Annotated in this window: 24 protein-coding genes and 3 pseudogenes; 15 read left to right on the top strand and 12 right to left on the bottom strand. The window is 44.9% G+C overall.

All coding sequences use genetic code 11. The features are described from left to right. A pseudogene (locus B7360_RS24855) lies at nt 1-85 on the top strand (IS5/IS1182 family transposase); the annotation flags it as partial. On the opposite strand, the pseudogene B7360_RS25310 reads toward B7360_RS24855, so the two are convergent. The 9 genes and pseudogenes from B7360_RS25310 to vscN all read right to left on the bottom strand — a co-directional run. After that, nucleotides 81-443: pseudogene (locus B7360_RS25310) on the bottom strand (TetR/AcrR family transcriptional regulator); the annotation flags it as partial. The pseudogenes B7360_RS24855 and B7360_RS25310 sit on opposite strands and share 5 nt — an antisense overlap. 131 nt (nt 444-574) lie before the next feature. Then, the gene (gene vscU / locus B7360_RS23460; protein ID WP_047009817.1) at nt 575-1,630 is read right to left on the bottom strand and encodes a SctU family type III secretion system export apparatus subunit VscU; all 1,056 of its coding nucleotides are present in this window, start codon (nt 1,628-1,630) and stop codon (nt 575-577) included. A 15-nt stretch (nt 1,631-1,645) separates the two neighbouring features. Continuing rightward, nucleotides 1,646-2,431 (bottom strand): type III secretion system export apparatus subunit SctT, encoded by a 786-nt coding sequence (gene sctT / locus B7360_RS23455; RefSeq protein ID WP_085344784.1) that lies wholly within the window; start codon nt 2,429-2,431, stop codon nt 1,646-1,648. Continuing rightward, complete coding sequence (vscS, locus tag B7360_RS23450) at nt 2,428-2,694, bottom strand: SctS family type III secretion system export apparatus subunit VscS (protein WP_005377227.1); 267 nt, start codon at nt 2,692-2,694, stop codon at nt 2,428-2,430. Before vscS ends, sctT begins: the two co-directional genes overlap by 4 nt. Nucleotides 2,695-2,707: 13 nt before the next feature. Next, nucleotides 2,708-3,358 carry a SctR family type III secretion system export apparatus subunit VscR gene (gene vscR, locus B7360_RS23445; RefSeq protein WP_005377232.1) on the bottom strand — a complete coding sequence of 217 codons (651 nt, stop codon included), beginning with the start codon at nt 3,356-3,358 and terminating at the stop codon, nt 2,708-2,710. Beyond that, the gene (gene sctQ, locus B7360_RS23440) at nt 3,355-4,323 is read right to left on the bottom strand and encodes a type III secretion system cytoplasmic ring protein SctQ (RefSeq protein WP_085344783.1); all 969 of its coding nucleotides are present in this window, start codon (nt 4,321-4,323) and stop codon (nt 3,355-3,357) included. Before sctQ ends, vscR begins: the two co-directional genes overlap by 4 nt. Then, entirely contained in the window at nt 4,320-5,468 is a 1,149-nt protein-coding gene (locus B7360_RS23435) for a type III secretion system needle length determinant (protein ID WP_085344782.1), read from the bottom strand. Before B7360_RS23435 ends, sctQ begins: the two co-directional genes overlap by 4 nt. A 9-nt stretch (nt 5,469-5,477) precedes the next feature. Next, nucleotides 5,478-5,939 carry a type III secretion protein gene (locus tag B7360_RS23430; RefSeq protein WP_065646429.1) on the bottom strand — a complete coding sequence of 154 codons (462 nt, stop codon included), beginning with the start codon at nt 5,937-5,939 and terminating at the stop codon, nt 5,478-5,480. Next, nucleotides 5,936-7,258: a SctN family type III secretion system ATPase VscN gene (gene vscN / locus B7360_RS23425; RefSeq protein WP_065646430.1), complete on the bottom strand. Its 1,323-nt coding sequence runs from the start codon at nt 7,256-7,258 to the stop codon at nt 5,936-5,938. The genes B7360_RS23430 and vscN overlap by 4 nt, the downstream gene beginning before the upstream one ends. Nucleotides 7,259-7,443: 185 nt before the next feature. Here vscN and sctW point away from each other — a divergent pair, with 185 nt between their 5' ends. The 14 genes from sctW to B7360_RS23355 all read left to right on the top strand — a co-directional run bounded on the left by sctW (nt 7,444) and on the right by B7360_RS23355 (nt 19,144). After that, complete coding sequence (gene sctW, locus B7360_RS23420; protein ID WP_085344781.1) at nt 7,444-8,337, top strand: type III secretion system gatekeeper subunit SctW; 894 nt, start codon at nt 7,444-7,446, stop codon at nt 8,335-8,337. Then, nucleotides 8,318-8,602: a TyeA family type III secretion system gatekeeper subunit gene (locus B7360_RS23415; protein WP_085344780.1), complete on the top strand. Its 285-nt coding sequence runs from the start codon at nt 8,318-8,320 to the stop codon at nt 8,600-8,602. Before sctW ends, B7360_RS23415 begins: the two co-directional genes overlap by 20 nt. Further along, nucleotides 8,589-8,963 (top strand): type III secretion chaperone SycN, encoded by a 375-nt coding sequence (sycN, locus tag B7360_RS23410; RefSeq protein WP_046874927.1) that lies wholly within the window; start codon nt 8,589-8,591, stop codon nt 8,961-8,963. Before B7360_RS23415 ends, sycN begins: the two co-directional genes overlap by 14 nt. Then, nucleotides 8,960-9,337, top strand: coding sequence for a type III secretion system protein VscX (gene vscX / locus B7360_RS23405; RefSeq protein WP_005377246.1), 378 nt, complete (start codon nt 8,960-8,962; stop codon nt 9,335-9,337). Before sycN ends, vscX begins: the two co-directional genes overlap by 4 nt. Nucleotides 9,338-9,342: 5 nt before the next feature. Next, a complete protein-coding gene (gene vscY / locus B7360_RS23400) occupies nt 9,343-9,684 on the top strand; it encodes a type III secretion system chaperone VscY (RefSeq protein WP_085344779.1) in 342 nt (113 codons plus the stop codon). Next, complete coding sequence (gene vcrD, locus B7360_RS23395) at nt 9,668-11,794, top strand: SctV family type III secretion system export apparatus subunit VcrD (protein ID WP_101911963.1); 2,127 nt, start codon at nt 9,668-9,670, stop codon at nt 11,792-11,794. Before vscY ends, vcrD begins: the two co-directional genes overlap by 17 nt. Beyond that, a complete protein-coding gene (locus tag B7360_RS23390) occupies nt 11,794-12,207 on the top strand; it encodes an LcrR family type III secretion system chaperone (RefSeq protein ID WP_047009808.1) in 414 nt (137 codons plus the stop codon). Before vcrD ends, B7360_RS23390 begins: the two co-directional genes overlap by 1 nt. Before the next feature lie 60 nt (nt 12,208-12,267). Then, on the top strand, nt 12,268-12,552 hold the full coding sequence (locus B7360_RS23385; protein ID WP_085344778.1) for an LcrG family type III secretion system chaperone: 285 nt from the start codon (nt 12,268-12,270) through the stop codon (nt 12,550-12,552). Nucleotides 12,553-12,562: 10 nt separating this feature from the next. Beyond that, entirely contained in the window at nt 12,563-14,386 is a 1,824-nt protein-coding gene (locus B7360_RS23380) for a virulence-associated V antigen (RefSeq protein WP_085344777.1), read from the top strand. Nucleotides 14,387-14,397: 11 nt separating this feature from the next. Next, nucleotides 14,398-14,883: a SycD/LcrH family type III secretion system chaperone VcrH gene (gene vcrH / locus B7360_RS23375; protein WP_005395089.1), complete on the top strand. Its 486-nt coding sequence runs from the start codon at nt 14,398-14,400 to the stop codon at nt 14,881-14,883. A 7-nt stretch (nt 14,884-14,890) separates the two neighbouring features. Further along, nucleotides 14,891-16,090, top strand: a complete 1,200-nt coding sequence (vopB, locus tag B7360_RS23370) for a type III secretion system translocon subunit VopB (RefSeq protein ID WP_085344776.1) — start codon at nt 14,891-14,893, stop codon at nt 16,088-16,090. Between the two features lie 10 nt (nt 16,091-16,100). Further along, nucleotides 16,101-17,105 carry a type III secretion system translocon subunit VopD gene (vopD, locus tag B7360_RS23365; RefSeq protein ID WP_085344775.1) on the top strand — a complete coding sequence of 335 codons (1,005 nt, stop codon included), beginning with the start codon at nt 16,101-16,103 and terminating at the stop codon, nt 17,103-17,105. A gap of 409 nt (nt 17,106-17,514) precedes the next feature. Next, entirely contained in the window at nt 17,515-17,880 is a 366-nt protein-coding gene (locus tag B7360_RS23360) for a hypothetical protein (RefSeq protein WP_085344774.1), read from the top strand. Nucleotides 17,881-18,172: 292 nt separating this feature from the next. Then, entirely contained in the window at nt 18,173-19,144 is a 972-nt protein-coding gene (locus tag B7360_RS23355) for a TAXI family TRAP transporter solute-binding subunit (RefSeq protein ID WP_006741544.1), read from the top strand. Between the two features lie 305 nt (nt 19,145-19,449). Here B7360_RS23355 and B7360_RS23350 read toward each other — a convergent pair whose 3' ends face one another. The 3 genes and pseudogenes from B7360_RS23350 to B7360_RS24850 form a co-directional block, all read right to left on the bottom strand. Then, entirely contained in the window at nt 19,450-20,220 is a 771-nt protein-coding gene (locus B7360_RS23350; RefSeq protein WP_005395076.1) for a sulfite exporter TauE/SafE family protein, read from the bottom strand. Between the two features lie 81 nt (nt 20,221-20,301). Beyond that, on the bottom strand, nt 20,302-20,817 hold the full coding sequence (locus tag B7360_RS23345; RefSeq protein WP_085344773.1) for an adenylate kinase: 516 nt from the start codon (nt 20,815-20,817) through the stop codon (nt 20,302-20,304). Between the two features lie 135 nt (nt 20,818-20,952). Then, nucleotides 20,953-21,039 (bottom strand): annotated as a pseudogene (locus B7360_RS24850) (IS5/IS1182 family transposase); the annotation flags it as partial.

Here is a 21,039-nt window from a genome sequence, read left to right as displayed (position 1 = left end):
TTGGGAAAAGAAAATCGAAAACTACGAGGCCATGTTGCATTTTGCTTGTGGCCTCATTGTTTGGAATAAATCCCTTTTGGGATAGGTTCTAAGCTGGTTTTGGTATTGTATGCTAAAACTTCAACAAATAACCCTTCTTTGTTCGAAAAATAGCGATATAACGTCTGCTTTGAGCCTCCACAAATCGCGACGATTTGATCGAGTGATGTGTCTTTGTAACCTTGTTTTATAAAAAGGTCAGTGGCAACTTTGATGATTCGAGTTCGTTTCTTTTCGGTAGATATGCGCATAAATAAATCAACCCAAGCAAAAATCCACCTTTGTTGTGGCTGGCGTGGTTTCTTACCGAGCTCTAGGTGGTTTAGAGATGAAAGTAAAACTGTCCAGTACAGTACCACTATTGACGTTAGTAAACACGACTTTTCATGAACCAAGTGCTTCATTGAGACAAGCAAAAGTAGGCAAATTCGATATGCTGAAACCTATAGCGAAGGATGACATATTTAAAAATATCATTACGTATAGAAAAGTGATAACCGTTCTTCGTACGATAGCCTTTACTCTCGAAATCATGTTAGTTCAGCGCCTTATCCGACTCCAATGATGCCAACCAACGAAGCACTTCGGCGGTTGCCTCAATAAGATCACTTGGGATGTACTGGTCGACGTTGCCGTCCGCGTATAGTGCGCGAGCAAGAGGGACTTTTTGCATCACAGGCACACCTTCCTCTTTGGCGATTGCGATCATACGTTTGGCTACCGCATCGGTTTCCATCAAGGTGATGACGGGCAGGGGCGTTTCGCCTTTTTTGTAGTACAGACCAACCGCGATATGCGTTGGGTTTGTTACCAACACATTGGAGCGTTTAACATTTTCACGTTGATTGGAGGCCTGTAGCTCTTGGTGTAGCTGACGACGTTTACTTTTGATTTCAGGGCTGCCTTCCATCTCTTTGTATTCGCGCTTCACTTCGTCCTTGCTCATTTTGAGCTTCTTCGTGTGGTCAAACTTTTGGTACGCAAAATCTGCGGCAGCGATGACGATGAAACCTACCGAAGAGATAATCATTAATTGTTTAATCATGACGCCAGTAATGGTCGGAACACATTCTAACCCACAAGTTGGAATTTGCATTAAAGCGTTGATGTTACCGCGTAATGTCACCCAGATAATGCAGGAAAGAAGAGAGACTTTAAGGATCGACTTGATAAATTCAATCACACTCTTGAGGGAAAAAATGCGTTTGGCACCTTCGACGGGATTGATCTTTTTGATGTCGGGTTTAACGGACTCGCCACTAAATAGAAAGCCGAACTGCCCCATATTGGAAAAGATGGCGACGAGTGCAGCAACCAGAATAATCGGAGCGAGTAGATAGGCAATTTCTTTTGCGATGGCAATAGCGACATCGACTAGCGCATCTTGGAAGCCCTGATAAGCAAGCTTACTTGGTAGGAGAATAAGCGCTGAGATGTGCGACATGTAATAATCTGCGAACGCAAACAGTACAATTATGAGCGCTAAAATTAATGCAGACGATACGATTTCTTGGCTTTTGGCTACCTGACCTTTCTGCCGAGCATCGCGTAACTTTTTTGCGGTGGGTTGCTCTGTTTTTTCTGCGCTCATAAAGAATCCTAAGCGTTATTGCCAAATGGTATTGAGTTGTTCTGCGAATCGGGTAATGCCATAAAATTGCACTTCAAAGTGATCCATCATTAACCCGAGATACACGATCAGTAAAACACTCGCGATGGCACTTTTTATTGGCATGGCAAGGAAAAAAACATTCAATTGCGGTGCAAAACGACTGATAAGCGCCAGACCAAACTCAGCAAGAAACATTGCCAACACTAATGGAGCGGACATCAACACACCAAGCCACATAAGCTGTTGAAATTGCGCGTAGAAGAAGCTTACCCATGCATCGCTAACGGTTGGGAAAAAGTCCACGATCGGCCAAGATGTGTAGCTTTTGAATAACGCGTAGATAAAAGTGACAAAGCCCCCGCCAGAGAAGAACAGGGTAATCAACGTTTGGGTCAGCAACACTGCGGTTGGCGTCGATTGCGAGCCTAGCGTTGGGTTAAACATACTTGCCATGGCAGCACCACGTTGGTTGTCGACCAGAAAGCCAGCCGCTTCTATTGCCCAAAAGGGGATAGCAGCAACAAACCCGATCAATAGCCCAATTAATACCTCTTTACCCAAAATCACTATCAGCCAAATACCGTCGGTTTCTGCGGGCAAGCTTTGCTGATTAATCATCGGAAATATAAACAGTGCGAGTGAGCAAAGCACACCATTTCTCACCATGGTGCCGCCTAGCATTTGCTTGCTCAAAATAGGCAAAAAGATGAAGCATGCCATTAACCGAGGTAACGTCAGGCTATACAAAAATAAAGCCTGGTGTAAGTCGTGATAACTCATCGTATTTGAGGAATTTTATCCATGGCAAGCGAGGCGAAGGCGTGGAGCTCTGCCCCTAGCCACTGCGTTGTGACGAACAGCGTAATAATGACCGCGATAAGCTTGACCACAAAGCCTAACGTTTGTTCTTGGACCTGAGTTAACGCCTGAATAAGCGACACCAATGTGCCAACCAACGCTGCGACTAAAATCGGCGGTAACGACAAGTACAAAACTAGGGTTAATGCTTGAGTCGTGAAATGAATGATTTCTGCAGAATGCATACTTTCTCCGTGATTAACCGTAACTCAGCACTAAGCCGTGAGTGAGTTTCGTCCAGCCGTCAAGCAAGACAAAGAGTAACAATTTGAAGGGGAGGGAAATCGTCATTGGCGATACCATCATCATGCCCATGGCGAGCAAGATATTCGATACAATTAGGTCGATAGCGATGAACGGTAAGTACAATAGAAAGCCAATTTCAAAAGCACGGGTAAGCTCACTGACCGTAAACGCTGGCAGCAACAGCAACAAGCTATCTGACTCTAAACGGTCCACGTACTTTTGAGGCCATAATGTGCGCGCAGCATCGGTAAAGAATATGGCTTCGGTTTCCCGAATATGTTTTTTCAAAAACTCTCGATAAGGCTGTAAACCGCTTTCAATGAGGCCTTCTACACTTGCAGAATCTTCGAGGGAGATATCATGCTGCTTTACGTAGTCGTAGGTTTCAAAACCGACGGGAGCCATGATGAAAATAGACAAAATGATCGCCAATCCGTACAGCGCCATGTTCGGTGGAATTTGCTGTACACCGAGAGCGTTACGCAGCAGTGAGAATACAACGGCGAGTTTTACAAACGACGTCGCCATCATCGCGATAAATGGGATCAGTGCCAGCAGTGCTAAGCTGACAATGAGATTGAGCTCGTCAGGTAACTGGATCATGCTGGCTCCTGCGTGCCACCAAACAGTTCCAGTACGCGCACACCTAAATGCTCATTAACATTAACCAGTTCACACTCACCGACGATTTTGCCGTTGGCACGCAATGTTACCGGCTTAGATACAGGTTGGTTTAGCTCGAATACGTACCCAGGCTGAAGCTGGTTAAGCTGTTCTAGAGTGATGGTTTGATGGCCGATATCAAACGTGAGTTCCACGGGCAGTTGCTGGTGGTCGGTTAACATTTCTGAAGTGTTTACGTCATTCATATTGGTTTCTTTTTCAATAATGTGAAGAATTTGGTCATCCAGTTGGCAGCGCCAGAGATTCTGGTTAGATACTTGAAAAATGGCTTGTTGTTGGGCGATATAACAATCGTCAAAAAAGATCACATCTCCCAGTTCGAGCGAATTAAATTCGCTTAACATTAAATGGGTCTTTCCAAGACTTAACCACACAGGTAAAGCGAGATGTCGCGCCTGAAGAGAAGCGCTGTTTGGTAGTGCACCCAACAGCACGTTTGCTCCTTCGCTAACCCACAAACAAAGAGAGCCGTTAGGTTTATTGAGGGTTAACATCAAGCTATGCTCTTGAACTTGGCTCGACTCTAACGGTTGTAACTGGCTAAGAATGGGCAACTGACCAAATAGTGCTTTGAATGCCTCACTATGCGGTTCAATCTGAGAACTCAAAAGTGCTAACTGGAGCGAGTTGGGCAGTGACTCGAATGCAGTGGCATTCAGAGTAGACTCAAGCCATTTCTGGAGTTGCGCACGACAAAAATCCACTTGGATCGTTTGCCCTCCAATCAACGTGGTTAAACGGAATCCTTCAAATGAAGGGATTTGAGAAACAGTAATCGATACGCTCTGGCCATCAGCCCCTTGGAAATGGCATTGCTTTGCACAAAGTTGATTACTGAGCGCAATACTGTCTGAATCGACTTTGGGTATCGTTAACGGCGTCATAGGTCATTCTCCGCTTGCCATTCTTCATACACGCTACGTTTCTGGCGTGAGTGTTGTTGTTCATGTTGTTGTTGATCGAGCTGTTGAGTTTGTTCGCTGATCGCTAGACGAAGTGGCTGATCACCGCCAAATCGGTTTAGGCGTTCGGCAAGATCTTGTCTAGCTTGCTGGCTAATAATGGAAAGGGCATGCTCTTGTCGAATCGTCACGCTATAACCTTGCGCGTCCAACTTGATGTGGATTTCGCCACCTTTTAATTGTCCTTCACTCAGAAACAGTCGAACCTCTTTGTTGTCCGATGCGGTTGGCAGCGAAACATAGATTTTGTCCACCAATTGTTGGAGTAACGTGTTTACTTCTCGTACAGGGGCCGGCTGAGCCTGTGAAGCAACACTCTTTAAAATGACATCGCCTTGTGTTGCCGCGCTCGCAAGGTGTTGAGGTTCTGCTTTTTCGTCATCCGCTTTAACGGCCACTAGTGCGCTTTTCGTCTCGACTTTCTCAAGCGATTTAGTTTCAGAACGACTATCGGTTTTATCTGTTAGTTTGCCTGTGTCTTGTAGTCGCTGCGTTGCACGCTTATTGTGTGTCGTTTCGGTTTGTTTCGTCGTGAAGTTGGCATTGTTAATTGCATCTTGAGCGAGCGATTTTCCTACGGCCTTTTTAGGGAGAGAACCGTCGAGAGAAGCTTGTGCTAGAGAATGGGGGCCAACGCGCTCAAGCGAGGATGAGCTTGGAGGCTGATCGCTCTCAAGTTTTTTATCTTTCTCATGCAATTTACTGTTTTCAATCAGGCGTTCTTCGCTATTTGTTGCGTCGTCTTGTGGTTTCTCTACGCCTTTCTTTGTGACGACGTCACTTTTGCCTTTTAATGTAGCGGTATTTCTATAAGTGCTGGCTTCTTGGTTAGAAAGTTTCGATTGTTTGTCTAGGGTTTGAGATGCTTCATGTCTCAACGGAAGGCTCTCGTCTCTGCTCTGAGTGTCTTTTTTGCTCGCAACGGTAGATTCTTCTTCCTTGCTAGGTTTCTCCGTCATTGCACGCTCGAACTGTGATTGAAGCTCAGCTTCTCGCTCCAAGGGCTTTTTTTCTGGCGTTGATTTGTACAGCGTATTCGGTGTTTCTTCTGTTGGAGTAATGCGCATAATGAACCTTTAAATAATATCGACAGTGCGAAACTCTTCTTGTTCGAGTTCTTCTTGGTATTGTCTTTCTCGCGACTGTTCCGCGAGTTCTTGTTGTTGCAACTGAACGAATTTTTCTTTGGTTTTATGGGCTTGCCGTGCCTCTTTTTGTTTTTCTTTAAGTACCGAGCGTTCGTACTCAAGCGCTTTTTTTGCTTCGGCAACGCGCTGTTTAAGCTCGGCTTCTCGCTCTCTCAACAACGCGATTTCTTGTCTCAATGTTTCCAACTCTTTGAGAACGAGTGTGTGTTGCTTTGCTTTGGCAAAACGTCGTTCTTCTTCTTCCTGACGCCAAACGTGATAGTCCGCTACGGAACGTTCGGCCTTTTGAACCTGTGCTGCTGAATTTGATACTCGGTATTCTTGGCGCTTAACGGCTTTGTCCGCACGGTCAGCGCGAATTTGTTTGATCTCTAGTAACCGTTCGATCATTGGTTCGCCATCCCTTTTAGTTGAGCGATAGCACCATCAAGATCACTTGGCTCATGCGTTCCTTGACGTAAAAAGGCGCGTATATCATCACTTTGTGCAATCGCCATATCCGCTCGACTATCCGCCCCATGCTGGTACTCGCCAATTTTGAGCAGTAGCTCAACTTCTTCGTACTTGGCTAACATTTCGCGAAGGTGAGCAGCAGACGCCTGATGATCAGGTTCAACGATTTGATTCATCACGCGGCTTGCTGACCGGAGTACATCAATAGCAGGATAATGGTTCATTGCCGCAAGCTTGCGCGAGAGAATGATGTGCCCATCTAAAATGGAGCGAGTTTCATCGGCGACAGGTTCTGTCATGTCGTCACCTTCAACCAACACGGTGTACAGCGCTGTAATTGACCCTTTGTCAGATTGACCGGCTCGTTCCATCAGCTTTGGCAAAGCGGCAAAGACGGAAGGCGGATAACCGCGTCGTGTTGGTGGCTCACCTGCGGCTAGTCCAATTTCTCTCTGTGCGCGGGCGAAACGCGTTACAGAATCCATCAGCAGTAACACGCGTTTACCTTGGTCACGAAAATATTCAGCAATAGAGGTGGCAACAAAAGCGGCTTTGGCACGTTCCATGGCCGGGCGATCGGATGTCGCGACCACTAAAACCGACTTAGCCATTCCTTCTTCGCCCAAGTCATGCTCAATAAACTCGCGCACTTCGCGTCCGCGTTCACCAATCAAGGCGAGAACGGTCACGTCAACGTCTGCGGATCGAATTAGTTTTGCGAGGAGGGTACTTTTACCACCGCCCGCCGCTGCAAAAATGCCCATGCGCTGACCTTCACCACAGGTCAGTAGTCCATCAATGGATCGAACCCCAAGAGAGATTGGCTTTTCAATCAGTTTACGTTGCATTGGTGGCGGTGCATCGCGATAAACCGGATACCAAGCACTTGGTTCCTGACTTTGCGTACCATCGAAAGGACGCCCAAGCCCGTCAAGCGTTGTACCTAATAGGTGATCGCCAACGCCGACCTCATGCATTTTTCCCATTGGGCTAACTTCTGTATTAGAGGAAATCCCAAACATATTTCCTAACGGTGTGAGCAAAGCGTGATGCTGTTGAAAGCCAACGACTTCCGCTAATAAAGACAGAGTTTGATCAGGATTACGCAACTCACACAGCTCACCAACACGAACGCCGGGGACAACGGCCTTGATAATGGTACCGGTTACTTGCGTAACGCGCCCGCGAATTTGGATCAGACGAGTTTGCCTGATCGCAGATTGTTGGATATCAGTGATGTATGAGAAATCGTTCAAGGTAAAAATATGCGCAATGATTGATGTTGGGAGGATAGAAAGGATGAGGGAGTATTTATAGTGAATATCAGTCGGGAGTTTTTAGAAAACTGAAAACTCACTAAAAAAACACGTCTGATTTTGACAGCTTCGAGAAAGCGCACTTCCTATAATTCGCCTGTATTGTACGGAAGGAGTGCAAGTGAATGAGTATTATCAACAATCATATCGCAACAAACCCAAAGTTTGATGCGTCTATCCAAAACGGGTTGGAATCGTCTCGTACCGACGCTTCACGAAAAGGCAATTATCGCGGTGAAACGGTCCGTGTTCACAATGCCACACAATCACTTTTTGATGCGATGGAAGAGCTCACTTCACTCGGTTCCGAAAAAGCAGAAAAAGATTTGACCAAGCGTAAAGTGAAAGACAGTGGCGTTCGAGTTAATGAAGCGCACGAACTCGTTTCTGACTATCTGCGAAAAGTCCCTGATCTTGAAAAGAACCAAAAGATCAAAGATCTGGCTGCAAAAATGGCGGGAGGAAATATCTCGACTATCGCTCAATTGCAAGCTTATTTGAATGGATTTTCAGAGGAGAAAAGCCATCAATACCTTGCGTTAAAAGCCGTTAAAAAGTTTTTGAGTGCGAGCCCAGAAAGTAAACATCTACTAGCGCTGATTGACCAAGCGATTCTGAGAATCGAGCAAAACCCAGATTCTTGGGCTCAAATTGATACGGAAATTCGCGTCTCAAACTTTGCTGATGAGTACAGCCAAGAGCAAGAGTTTAGCTCATTACATCAGCTGCGCGGTTTCTATCGCGATACCGTTCATAGCTATCAAGGGCTCGGCGCTGCTTATCAAGACGTAGTGGCGCGCTTTGGTGAACAGGAGGTATCGACCGCTGTTGAGTTTATGCTGCAAAGTATGAGTGCAGATCTTAGTGTTCAAGGCAGCAGTATCGACTCGGTTAAGTTGCAGTGGTTGATGTCCGATATGCAAAAACTCAAAACTCTAAATACGTTGCAAGACCGCGTGAGTCAGCTGTTCCAAATGTTTAAACCGGAAAGGACGAGTTATGGCTTATCAAGTTTCTAATTTGATGGCTGATGTGATTGCGTTGGTAGAGCAGCGATGGGTAAGCAGTGATGAGATTTGGAAAGTCTCCAACGCAATGGAATTGACGGCGGTACAACAAAAAATCGATTTTTTTCGAGAGTTCCACAAGTTAGTTCGCGCGATCCCTATTGATGTATTCGCCGATGAAGAACAACGACAGAATTTAATACAAGCGGTACAAAAGGCGCTAGACGAAGCCATTGATATAGAAGAAGAGGAAGCGTGGGAAGATGAGTTGGATTGATGCATCCGTCAATGAATTTTGCCGAGGAATGGGGCTCGATGCCGTCGATTTCTCATCAGCTGGACGGGTGCAGCTGGATTTTGAGCAAAGCGGTACACTACATATTGAGCGACACGGGGAGCAGCTATTCTTGATGTTGTCTCAAGCGTTATCTTGGCATCAAACCAGTGACATCATTCAAAGCGCCCTCAGTTTGTGTCATGCCGATCAAGGCTGGCCTTTCGAAATTAAAACTGGTTTGTTAGATGAGCAAACTTTGGTTTTTTCCGCGAGGTTAAACGGAGAAGAGGTCACACTTCCGACTTTAGAACAAGCGTTTACGCTTTTGGTTCGTCTACATAACGATGTGGCAAGCTCATGACTCGAGTAAGCACTTTAAACGTAGGCATAGAAGCCTTCACGCACGTTACGCATAGTGAGGTTAAGGCCGATTTCCCTGAGCGGTTTCAATTACTTCCTGATGGGCAGGCGGTCGCTACGCATTTAGAGAAGCTCTATGACCTCAGGCCTTCAGACCAATACCTAATCGCGTTAACCAAGCCAAAATTGTTGCACTCAGAATTGTTGCGTCCAGAAAAGTACCGCCAACAGTTCGATGAAACGTTGGCTCAGTTGCAAGTTCTTGCACAGGATTCAGGCTCCGCTTCTTTTATCAAAGCATCCGAAACGCTACAAAGTACGCAACTTGATCAGCGTTACCTCACTATGGCGCTCAATCTCCTTATCCAGGTCTAACCAACATGTTGAGATCCAAAGACATTGAACTGTTGCTTGTTCACGCTGCACTACAAGTTCAATACCAAAAGCCAGAGCATGCTATCTCTATTCTCGACGCGGTTTTAGAGATAGACCCGCAACACAAAGAGGCGATGCAAACGCTCGCAGTGGCGTGTTTACAAAGTGGTCGATATGCCCGTGCGGTTGAGGTATGTGAGCACTTATTAAAATCCGGCCTTAAACCTGATTCGGCAGGACTCTGGTTTTGCTTAAGCCAAGCGCGTTGGAAACAAAATGACGTCGATGGGGCACGCCAAGCGCACCGACGCTATCTGCAATCTTTAAATAGTGAATCACATGAATAAGTTGATCGATATTTTAAACAAGGTAGGGCAACGTAAAGACATTATGCTTGCTGTGATGTTGCTCGCGATCGTCTTTATGATGATATTGCCACTGCCTACCGCGCTGGTGGATGTGCTGATTGGCACCAACATGAGCATTGCGGTGGTGCTGCTTATGTTAGCGATTTACATCACTACGCCGCTTGAGTTCTCAGCGTTTCCCGCAGTGCTACTGATCACGACATTGTTTCGTTTGTCTTTATCCATCACGACAACCCGTTTGATCTTGCTGCAAGGCGATGCTGGTCAAATCGTTTATACCTTCGGTAACTTCGTTGTGGGCGGTAACTTAGTGGTCGGTATCGTTGTGTTTCTGATCATTACCATTGTTCAGTTTATGGTGATCACCAAAGGCTCTGAGAGGGTAGCAGAAGTTAGTGCGCGCTTCTCACTCGATGCGATGCCTGGTAAGCAGATGAGTATTGACGGTGACATGCGTGCCGGAGTGATTGACGTACACGAAGCTAGGCACCGACGATCACTGATTGAAAAAGAAAGCCAAATGTATGGCTCGATGGATGGCGCGATGAAGTTCGTTAAAGGCGACTCCATTGCTGGTTTGGTCATCATTGTGGTCAACATCTTAGGTGGCGTCACGATCGGGGTAACGCAAAAAGGCATGAGTGCTTCTGAAGCACTTGAGTTGTTTGCGATTTTGACCGTTGGTGATGGTTTGGTATCGCAAATTCCGGCGCTGTTTATCGCGATTACGGCCGGTATTATCGTGACGCGTGTATCTCATGAAGATTCTTCTGATCTCGGCTCGGACATTGGTGGTCAGGTCATTGCTCAGCCACGTGCACTCCTCATTGGCGGTGTGCTTTTGGTGCTGTTCGCACTGATTCCTGGTTTTCCAAAAATTACTTTTCTGGTCTTGGCCACAGTGGTTGGTGGTGGTGGTTTCTTCCTTTTCTATCAACAGAAAAAACAGGCTGAATCAGATAGTACCGACTTATCAAGCTTTGTTTCGCAAGGGGCGGGTTCACCAGCAGCGAAGCCAAGCAAACCAACCCCATCTAGAAACAGTAAAGGCAAGTTAGGTGAGCAAGAAGAGTTCGCTATGACGGTCCCACTCTTGATTGATCTTGACGCGAGCCTTCAGGAAAGCTTGGAAGCGGTCGCATTGAATGAAGAGCTAGCAAGGGTGAGGCGCGCACTATATCTCGACCTCGGCGTGCCTTTCCCGGGTATCCACCTGCGTTTTAACGAGGGGATGCAAAATGGCGAATATTTAATTCAGTTACAAGAAGTTCCGGTTGCACGAGGACGAATTGTAAAAGACCAACTCTTGGTGACAGAAGGGAATGAGCAGATCGATTTATTAGGCGTGCCTTATGAGCAAGATGAAGATTTTCTACCCGGTATTTCTAGCATTTGGGTGGCACAAAGTTACGAGCAAAAACTCACGACCAGCCATGTCGGCTTTCTCACACCCGACAGAATTTTAACGTACCACTTGTCTCATGTTCTTAAGGAGTACGCACAAGATTTTATTGGTATTCAGGAGACGCGTTATCTGTTGGAGCAGATGGAAGGCAGTTATTCGGAGCTGGTTAAAGAGGCCCAGCGCATTGTCCCGTTACAAAAAATGACGGAAATCTTGCAACGCTTGGTTTCTGAAGATATTTCCATCCGAAACCTTCGCGTGATCTTGGAAGCCATGGTTGAGTGGGGCCAAAAAGAGAAAGATGTTGTACAGCTGACGGAGTACATTCGTTCCAGCTTAAAACGTTACATTTGCTACAAATACGCGAGCGGACAAAACATGTTGCCCGCTTACTTATTAGATCAAAGTCTCGAAGACACAATACGCAGCGGTATTCGTCAAACCTCTGCAGGGAGCTACTTGGCGTTAGACCCGTCAGTAACTCAACAATTTGTGAGTGATGTGAAACAGACCATTGGTGATTTAAGCCGCATGCCGAATAAGCCTGTGTTAGTTGTGTCTATGGATGTACGCCGATATGTGCGAAAGCTTATTGAATCGGAGTACTACGATCTGCCCGTTTTGTCATTTCAAGAATTAACTCAGCAAATCAATATTCAGCCACTTGGAAGGGTGGGGATGTAATGAAAACAAAACTAATGCTCTCGCTCGCGCAAGCGGGGATCGAAGTGACGCCATACTTTTGGCAAAAAAGTGAAATTCAACTTGGTTATCGAATTGAAGTAGAGGGTTTAGAGCTCGTTTTTCGGGTGGAGGACGGAGAAATCATCATCGTTCTTCTGAAACGCGTTCGTCCAAAATTGGGGTTGAGTAACCCCTTTGCCGGCTTATTTCTCTTGGCTGAACATGCCATTCAACTTTATCCCTCCGATTGGGTCATTCGCGGAAACGTTGATGTGTTACGTGGTAGCAACATGAGCAGCCAGCGATTAGCACAGTTCTATCTAAAAGCATGCGGTGCAAGCCATGATGAGCTAGACGACTGGTACTGTTTACGCCTAGCAGATTATAGACCTTTGAAAAAGTTGAAAAAGTAAAAACTCACGACTGTTACTGACAGCACCGATGAGATGACCCGCTTTAAGATAGGAATCAAGATGAAGCAACCGTTTACCGATGCGATTGAGAGCGCTGAGCTTGCCATTAGAAAAGCTGAAGACAGAACCGATATTTTTAACGAGCTATTGGAAGGCCTCGGTGTTGGTCCTGTTGCGGGTGATGTTTTACTTGGCGGCATAAAAGCGCCAGTAGATACCATGAAACGTGCAGAGCAAGAGCTAATAGACGAAGTCCAGCGCCGCCGGCAACAACAAAATCAGCTACAAGGTACGTCAGGTAAACGGAGAAAGCGTCCCACAGTGATGCGCGGCATGATGATTTAGAGGTTTGGAAATGACGAATATGAAAACGACTGGCTCTACGACAGGAGCAACAGACACAGCTGCGAGTAGTGCACCATTACCCACTTTCCAACAAAACTTGATAGAGGCATTTACCCCTGTACTGGGTGAAGCAGAGACTCAGCAACTTGCCTCTCTAATCTCTTCATTGCCAACTATCTCGGGACAAACGGAATCACAAAGCATCGCGCTTTATGTTGATACACTTGAAAACCTAAAAGCGAAAAATAACGCGTTTGCTGGTATATCATTGACCGACACCGCATCTGTTTGGATAAAGTCGCTACAAAGTGCTAACTCAGATGGCGAATTAACCGCAGCCGAGTTCAATGCTCAAACAAACCAAACACTATCAAATCAGTTTCAAGCTTGGTTTAGTAAGTTACTGACGGAAAACGTAGATAGCTCGTTATCTACTGAGTTTGTTAGTCAATTTAATTTGGGGACTCAGAGTAACCAAGCGGAGCAGATCGCCAACCTATCCGAGACAAAACTGGCTAATGCCACCAAAGAAATTTCTCTTTTTGTTGCAGAGCTTGCTAATCAAATGGGCTCCCGTGAAGTGAGAGATGCTTCTATTTCTTTTCTTCGCAATGCCTTTAGTAGCTTAGGTTCCGTTAATCTCGCGCAACTGAAGAGCTCGGATTTCCTGTTGACTAAAGAGAGTTTCGCTCTTCAAGTCTCAGCTCAATTAAAAAGTAGTTTTCAAGGCATCGGTATTACTTTAAGCACCGATGACGCAAGTGCGCTAGCTAACAGAATTACCTGGACTCCTGGTATTTCTAAACAGCTGCTTAAAGAAGCGTTAGATGAAATGGCCGTTCAAGTGAAAGGCCAATATAGCGCAGCTTATGGGGATGCGGCTGGAACGAAAAATCTTAAAGCGGCACTTAACACTGTCATTGGTGGAACCGAACCTTTGACGCTTTCTGGCTTGTTCGCCAACTTCGCCGTGAGTTTAACAAAGATAGAAATCGACAACTTTTACCAAGATAGCGCGATAGCCGATGTCCAAAAGACACAAATAACGGCAGCTCAAGTTAATTTAATCAAAGAAAACACCGAACGAGACATCCGATTACAGTTTGAAAAAATAGTAAAAGGTGAATCTACCGGGGCTTCATTTACTGAGCGATACGAGGCATTGCGCAAGAACTTAGGGGCATTGAAAGAGCGTCTACTCAATATCACCGACAAAGAGAAAGCGGATCGCGAGGTGAGAGCAGAGCACTCTCTAACGGCTCGTGATTTGTTGGCCGTTGTTGAGTCCAGCATTGGAGACCGTTTTGATGAGCAAGTGCTGCTTGCACTAAATGAGCGTCGTGTTAACCGTTTAGAGAAACGTAATGACCAGAAAGAGGCATTAGAGGATCTCACAATACAGCTTAAAGTTTTTGGTGTTGTGCAATCAAAAATTCACTCTACGCAAAGTGTTGATGGGGTTTATAAACCGGGATATCCAGAAAGTAACTTCAAAGCGAGTGACTTTAACTACAGTAATCAAACGGATTTTGAAGCTTCACCTGAGTACAGGTATTTGACGGATAATAAGATAACAAACCATCGAGACTTTCTTCAAAAACAAGGTATTACTATCGGTGATGGTGCGTCGTACCAAGACGAAGAGAAGTCGAAAAAACTGTCTAATTTTTCTAGTTCTGTCAGTGCTAAATCCAAGTTGCTTAACGATGAAGTGCAAATCAAAACCACTGAGCTGAACGACACCAGTTCCCAATACAACTCGACCGTTGAAGCAATGAACAAATTTGTTCAGAAGTACCACAGTATTTTACAAGAAATCCTACGAGCCATTTAAGGATAACAACCATGACTAAACAAAACGCGACCGATCCATCTCAAATGCAAGCAGAAGAACTGCTGTCTTTTTTGGAAGAGGGAGGCACGCTAAAAATGTTGCACGATGTGTCTCAGGACACCATCGAACACATTTATGCCGTAGGTTACAACTTTTTCCAGTCGGGAAAGATTGAGCAAGCAGCGAAAGTATTTCAATTACTCAGCATGCTTGATCATTATCAGGCGCGATTTTTCATTGGCCTTGGCGCGGCTCGTCAGGAGTTGGGTGAGTATCTGCAGGCAATAGACGCCTACAGCTACGCAGCGCTAGTGGACGTAAATGATCCACGCCCACCTTTTCACTCTGCTGAATGTCACCTGAAACTGGAACAACTGACAGAAGCAGAGAGTGGGTTTTACAGCGCGAAGGAGATGTCTGCCGGAAAATCACAATATGCAGATTTGCATGAGCGTGCAGGCATCATGTTAGAAGCGGTGAGAAATAAAAAGGAGTAATTAGACTATGAGTTCTATTGCACTTGACCGCATCCAGACGCAGGTTTATAGCCCTGAATCTGGCCAAACCACGTTAGATAACGTGCAGAAAACGGCGTCTACAGCGACGCCTTCTGTGACGGTAGAAAACGTGAAGAGTAAAGATGCAGATGTACTGAACACTGGAAAAGTGAAAGTTCAGTTAGATGCACCTAACGCAGCTGTTAGCGACAAAGTGAATGATTTGACGCTAAAAGCCATGGCACAGCTGCAAAAGATCGTCGATACCATTGCAAAATCTCTCCATGCAGTTGCAGATCAAACAGGTTCGATTGCAGTCAAAATCATCGCAGGTTCTGCTGATGATTTTGAAGTAGAGCTTGCTGCTATCACGGATAAACTGAAAAGTGCTCAAAACGAGCTGAAAATTCAGGAAGTGAAGGTCGCAAAAGCTAAGCACGAAAAAGAGATGGTGGAAAACCAAGACAAAATCAAAGAATCGGAAGCCGCTGCAAAAGAAGCCCAAAAATCAGGCTTAGCAGCGAAGATCTTTGGTTGGATCAGTGCGGTGGTTTCTATTGTTGTTGGTGCCGTAATGGTGGCAACGGGTGTTGGTGCAGCAGCTGGTGCTCTTATGATCGCTGGTGGCGTCATGGGAGCAGTGAGCATGGCGCTGCAAGAGCCAGCCGTTCAAGATGCGCTAAAAGAAGCGGGCGTAAATGTCGATGTGCTAAACAAAGTCGTAATGGCATTAGAAATCGCAGTCGCGGTTATCGGAGCTGTTGTGACGTTTGGTGGTGCAGCAGCTGGCGGTATCGCGAAACTTGCAGCAAAAGGTGCTGGCAAGATAGCTCAAAAGGTCACAGAAATCGCTACGAAAACAGCTGCAAATATGGCGAAAGTGGCGGACATGGGCTCAAAAGCCGCGACAACGACCGCAAAAGCGATTCGTTACGGAGCAGAAACCGTCGATCTTGCCGTCAACGTAGGTAAAGGCGCTACGGACAGTGTTCATGCCGCTAACAATGCTCACGTAACTGAGATTCAGGCAGATATCACGGACCTTCGCGCCAAAATGACCTTAAGCCAGGCAGTCATCGACAAGCTTAAAGAAGAAATTGGCAAGTTGATGGAAGATTTCCAAGAGCTGATGAGCGTCATCATGCAAATGATCCAAGCGAAAAGTGAAACCATGCAAACGGTGCTAAGCCGTCCTGCAACGGTATAAGGAGTTTATTATGCTAGATAAAGTAGGCGGAACGGGACGCGGCGAACTGTATGGTTTAGGCGATACCATTAAAACCAACAAAGCAGAAAAAGCGCCGGAAACAAAGCTTGAAGCAGGCGCCGTTAAAAGCCAAAGTGAGTCAGGTGTTTCTGGTGCAGCACGCTACCAGTTAGAGGCTCCTAAAGCACCAGCAGTGAGCAACCAAGCTCAAGTTGTTGCAAACTTAATGAACGCTCTTGCACCGACGGTCAGTTCGCTAATGAGCACAACAATGAAAGCGCTTAACGGTGAAGAGGTGATCAAGTCACCATCAGATGCGGTATCACAATCGTTGACGCTACTAACATTGTTGTATCAAGTATCAAAATTGAGCCGTGAGCAGCAAGTGCTACAGCGTGAAATTGCTGTAGAAGCAAACGTTGCGAGTTTAGAAAGCCAAGCGGCAGAACTAAACAACTCAGCAAGCGCGATGATCGCTATGGCAGTCGTTTCGGGTGTATTAGCGGGTGCTACCGCAATTATTGGTGCCCTTGGTTCTTTCAAAGCAGGGAAAGAAATCAAGAATGAAATGGCGAGCAATAATGTACTGAAAACGCAAAAAGCTGGCTTCGATCAAGCAGAAGAGTTATTGAATAACAATAGCTTGTCTAAAACTCAGCAAGATCAGGTTAAGCGTGCGCACTCACTAGCAAAAGACAATATCGCGGACACGACAGCACAGCTGACAAGTGGTGGTCGTAAGTTCGATAAGCTGATGAGTTCAAACCAAGCGAAGAACGCCATTCTTCAAGCTTTGGGCCAGATGGCAAACTCTGCATCGAATGTAGAGCAAACCAAAGCGCAAGCGCGCAGCAAAGATGATGAAGTACAAGCGACTCGCGCACAAGCAGCCAAACAGAAAGCCGATGAAAACATTGGTTTCCAAGAAGGCTTATTGAAAGAACTACGTGACTTGTTCCGTTCTATCTCAGATAGTCAGAACCAAGCGTGGCGAGCGTCAGTCCCAACGGTGTAACCGTCCATTTCACTAACTACAAAGCGTTGTTTATACAACGCTTTTTTTGTTCCAGTTATCTAAGCTAATAACTAGATATGGATACTTACTGAGGAATTGGTTTGTAACACATATAACGTAGTTAGACATTTACTCTATCCCGCTTCCTTAGTAATCATCAATGATTTGATCACCATGCTAAAAGAGATTTATCTTGCATAGAAGTTGTTGTTTTTGTTGACTCAGCTCAAAGTTACCACTCCATAATGGCCTTGTTGCATAAAATTGAGTTAGAGTGTCATTATTACTCACAAAAAGTGTTTTTTAGAGTTTTTTGTAGTGGGAGTCCTTAAAAGAAAAATATGACGATTCGACTGGTGAGTATTTGGGATCAGAATTATATAAAACTCAACTTAATAAGTAGTCGACGATGGAAGATATCAGTTTAGCATCAGATTTAGTTATTTATCTGACTACGGTTGGAATTTTAGGTATATTCACTTGGGTTTTGTTTGTTATTTATTTGAAATCCAACTGGTTGAAGTATCTTGAAGATACTCTTGATTATGGAGTCCGATACTACACTCTGAATATATTCTTATCAGGTCAAGGTGTCCTACAATATGGCACTGTCTTTCTGAGCAAGTTTCATGCGAAACGGTATAAAATGCTAGAGAAGAGAGATAAAGTTCCAAAGCATATTAAACGATTATTTGTTCTCTCTTTCGTCTTGTTTATTTCAAGTGCCTCATGTCTTTTGTCTGGAGTTATAATTCATCATATTTATATAGAATAAAGGTTGTTTAACAAGATTATTGTAATTGACCTGATGGTTTCTATTTAATAGATAATTTCGAATAGATATGTCTGTCTAAACATTTCATAAATGAAAAATTTTAAAAAGATTTAATTTTCTATGCGATACGGGTTGCGTTTACATCTTATATAGAGCCTTGTATGATGGCAGAATATGCTGATAAAAATGGTGATTGCTAAGCCAATCTGCAAGGATGAGAACTCAAACGTTATCAAATTGTTAACGGTTGCTATACTTAAACGGTCATCAACACAGGTAAAAAGGATGTTCAATGTTTAAGTTTAAGCAAATCGCACTTGCTGCTTCTTTAGCGGCACTCACAACAGGCTTTTCTGCGTCTGCGGAAGAAACGTTTGTCACGATTGGTACTGGTGGCGTAACAGGGGTTTATTATCCGACTGGTGGCGCTATTTGTCGCTTGGTTAACAAATCGCGAGAAGATCACGGTATCCGTTGTTCGGTAGAAAGTACCGGGGGATCGATTTATAACATCAACACCATTCGTGCTGGTGAATTGGATCTCGGTATCGCTCAATCAGACTGGCAGTATCATGCTTACAAAGGAACAAGTAAGTTTAAGGAAAGCGGGCCTTTTAAAGAACTACGCGCCGTATTCTCCGTTCATCCAGAACCGTTCACTGTCGTTGCACGTAAAGACGCGAACATCAAAACTTTTGATGATTTGAAAGGTAAGCGCGTCAACATTGGTAACCCAGGCTCTGGTCAACGAGGCACCATGGAAGTGTTAATGAGCCAGTATGGTTGGAGTAACGATGACTTTAAGCTTGTGTCTGAGTTAAAAGCAGCAGAGCAATCAAAAGCACTTTGTGATAACAAAATTGATGCGATGATTTATACCGTTGGTCACCCAAGTGGAGCGATTAAAGAAGCCACTACGTCGTGTGATAGTAATATCGTAACGGTAGCTGGACCTAATGTAGAAAAATTGGTTGCAGACAATAGCTTCTACCGTGTCGCAAATGTACCGGGTGGTATGTATCGTGGCACAGATAGTGATGTTCAAACCTTTGGTGTGGGTGCGACGTTTGTTTCCTCTACTGCTGTACCAGAAGATGTGGTTTATAACGTGGTTAAAGCGGTATTTGAAAACTTCGATGATTTCCGCCGTCTCCACCCAGCGTTTGCGAACTTGAAGAAAGAGGAAATGGTAAAAGACGGTTTATCTGCGCCTCTCCACCCAGGTGCGCTCAAATACTACAAAGAAGTAGGGCTGATTAAGTAACCGTTACTTTCTCTTCTTATTGATGTAAAACGCCATCTTTCTCGATTAATGCCACTCGTTTAACAGCGAGTGGCATATTTCTATCTCTCGTCATCCTGTACAGCGACGGAGGAGCGTGATACAGGATCTTCTATCCGAGCCCTTTATGGTCAAAATTGTTTCATTAGCCGCTCAGCGTACTGCTATTAGATTCCTAGTCTCGCCAAGGCTCGCTGGAATGACACAAAAACATCGTTAAGCGATCAGCATTAATCTTTCGCGATGGCGTTTTTTGTTGGGGTGTTATCTACTTGTGCAAGCTTTGTTTAAGCATAAACATCAATGAAAAAGTAGATAGTGATCAGAATAGAAGAAAGAGCAACAAACCCTTTAACATGATTGGGATTAAGTTGACGAGATACACGAGCTGCAAGATAACCACCCACCAACGTACCGACCAAAACAACGCTACCTGTGCGCCAGTCAATGGAACCATTCGCAACAAAAATCACGATAGCAATGAGTGAAACACACGTAGATACCAGCAATTTCAAACCGTTCATTAAATTAATGTCTTGGTGACCCGCTACTACCAGATAACTCAGAACAATAACCCCTAAACCTGCGTTGAAAAAACCACCGTAAGCAGAGACACCAACAAGTAATAGACCCAAAGCGATTGCTCCGAGTATTCCTGCGTGTTTGTGCTCTTTCGCGACAGTTTTGATAAGCATTGTTAAACGAGAACCAGTCAGGAAAAGCACGGTGGCAAACAAGAGTAGCCAAGGAATGGCTTCCAAAAATAGCGATTCTGGTGTGTTGAGCAGCAGATATGCTCCGACAGCGCCACCTACTAAACTGAATGAGACTGTGAACAACAGTTCTTGCTTGTTCTTCATGATCTCTTCTCTGAAGCCTACGGCTCCGCTAATGTACCCTGCACATGAAGCATAAGTATTTGTTGCGTTGGCCATAATTGGAGGCACACCAACCGCCAATAGGGCCGGAAAAGTAATAAAGCTTCCGCCTCCCGCAATGGAGTTAATGATCCCACCAACTACGCCGGCAACGAATAAAAGCGCTAGTTCTAAAAGCATAAACAATCCTTGTTATGTTCTTTTTCATTGTTAGAGCTTTAGATGTCTCATCTCACATGCTCTAGTGTTCTGATATGAAGTTTACTTTACCCGCTCTAAAACAAAATTGTTCAGTTCTGTGACGTTTTTGATGACATGAACGGTTTTACTTTGAGAGTACCCTTCGAGACGAGACATGAAGTCATCATTCCAGAATGCAGGGCATTGCTGAAGAACTTTGTAGCTTTGTAATGTCCCTTTCAATACCGAACTGCCATCAGGCCAACCTTCGGGTCTAATAAATAGTCCTTTAAGGAGACGTTTCGTCACAAACCAATAGCTTACTGAATATGGTAGATCGATATAAACGAGAGTATCGGCTGCATCTAAACGAGCATTAAAGGAGCTGATAGGCCCCAGACCATCTATAATCCAACGATCTGAGTGAAGTATATTGCTATGTGCTTCATCAAAAACGTTACGCTCAATGGGCTCACCGTTTGGTTTATAGACTATGGAATCTAATTGATGAAGAGGGAGAGCGGTAGCAGACGCGATTGCTTTACTTACCGTCGATTTTCCGCTGCCGGGCTTACCAAAAACCGCTACTTTTTGCATGTGAATGCCTCCAAGAGAGTATTTCCCATACGGTAGAGACAGAAAACCCACCGCTATGGGTGGGTTCGATAAATATTGAGCGCATCAAATATCCCACCATTCCTATGGAATGATGATAATTCGTTGGTTAAGAACCTATCCCAAAAGGGATTTATTCCAAACAATGAGGCCACAAGCAAAATGCAACATGGCCTCGTAGTTTTCGATTTTCTTTTCCCAACG

The sequence above is a fragment of the Vibrio sp. ArtGut-C1 genome, assembly GCF_002105475.1.
GTDB classification, from domain to species: domain Bacteria; phylum Pseudomonadota; class Gammaproteobacteria; order Enterobacterales; family Vibrionaceae; genus Vibrio; species Vibrio diabolicus.
This window is presented reverse-complemented; position numbering and strand designations above follow the sequence as displayed.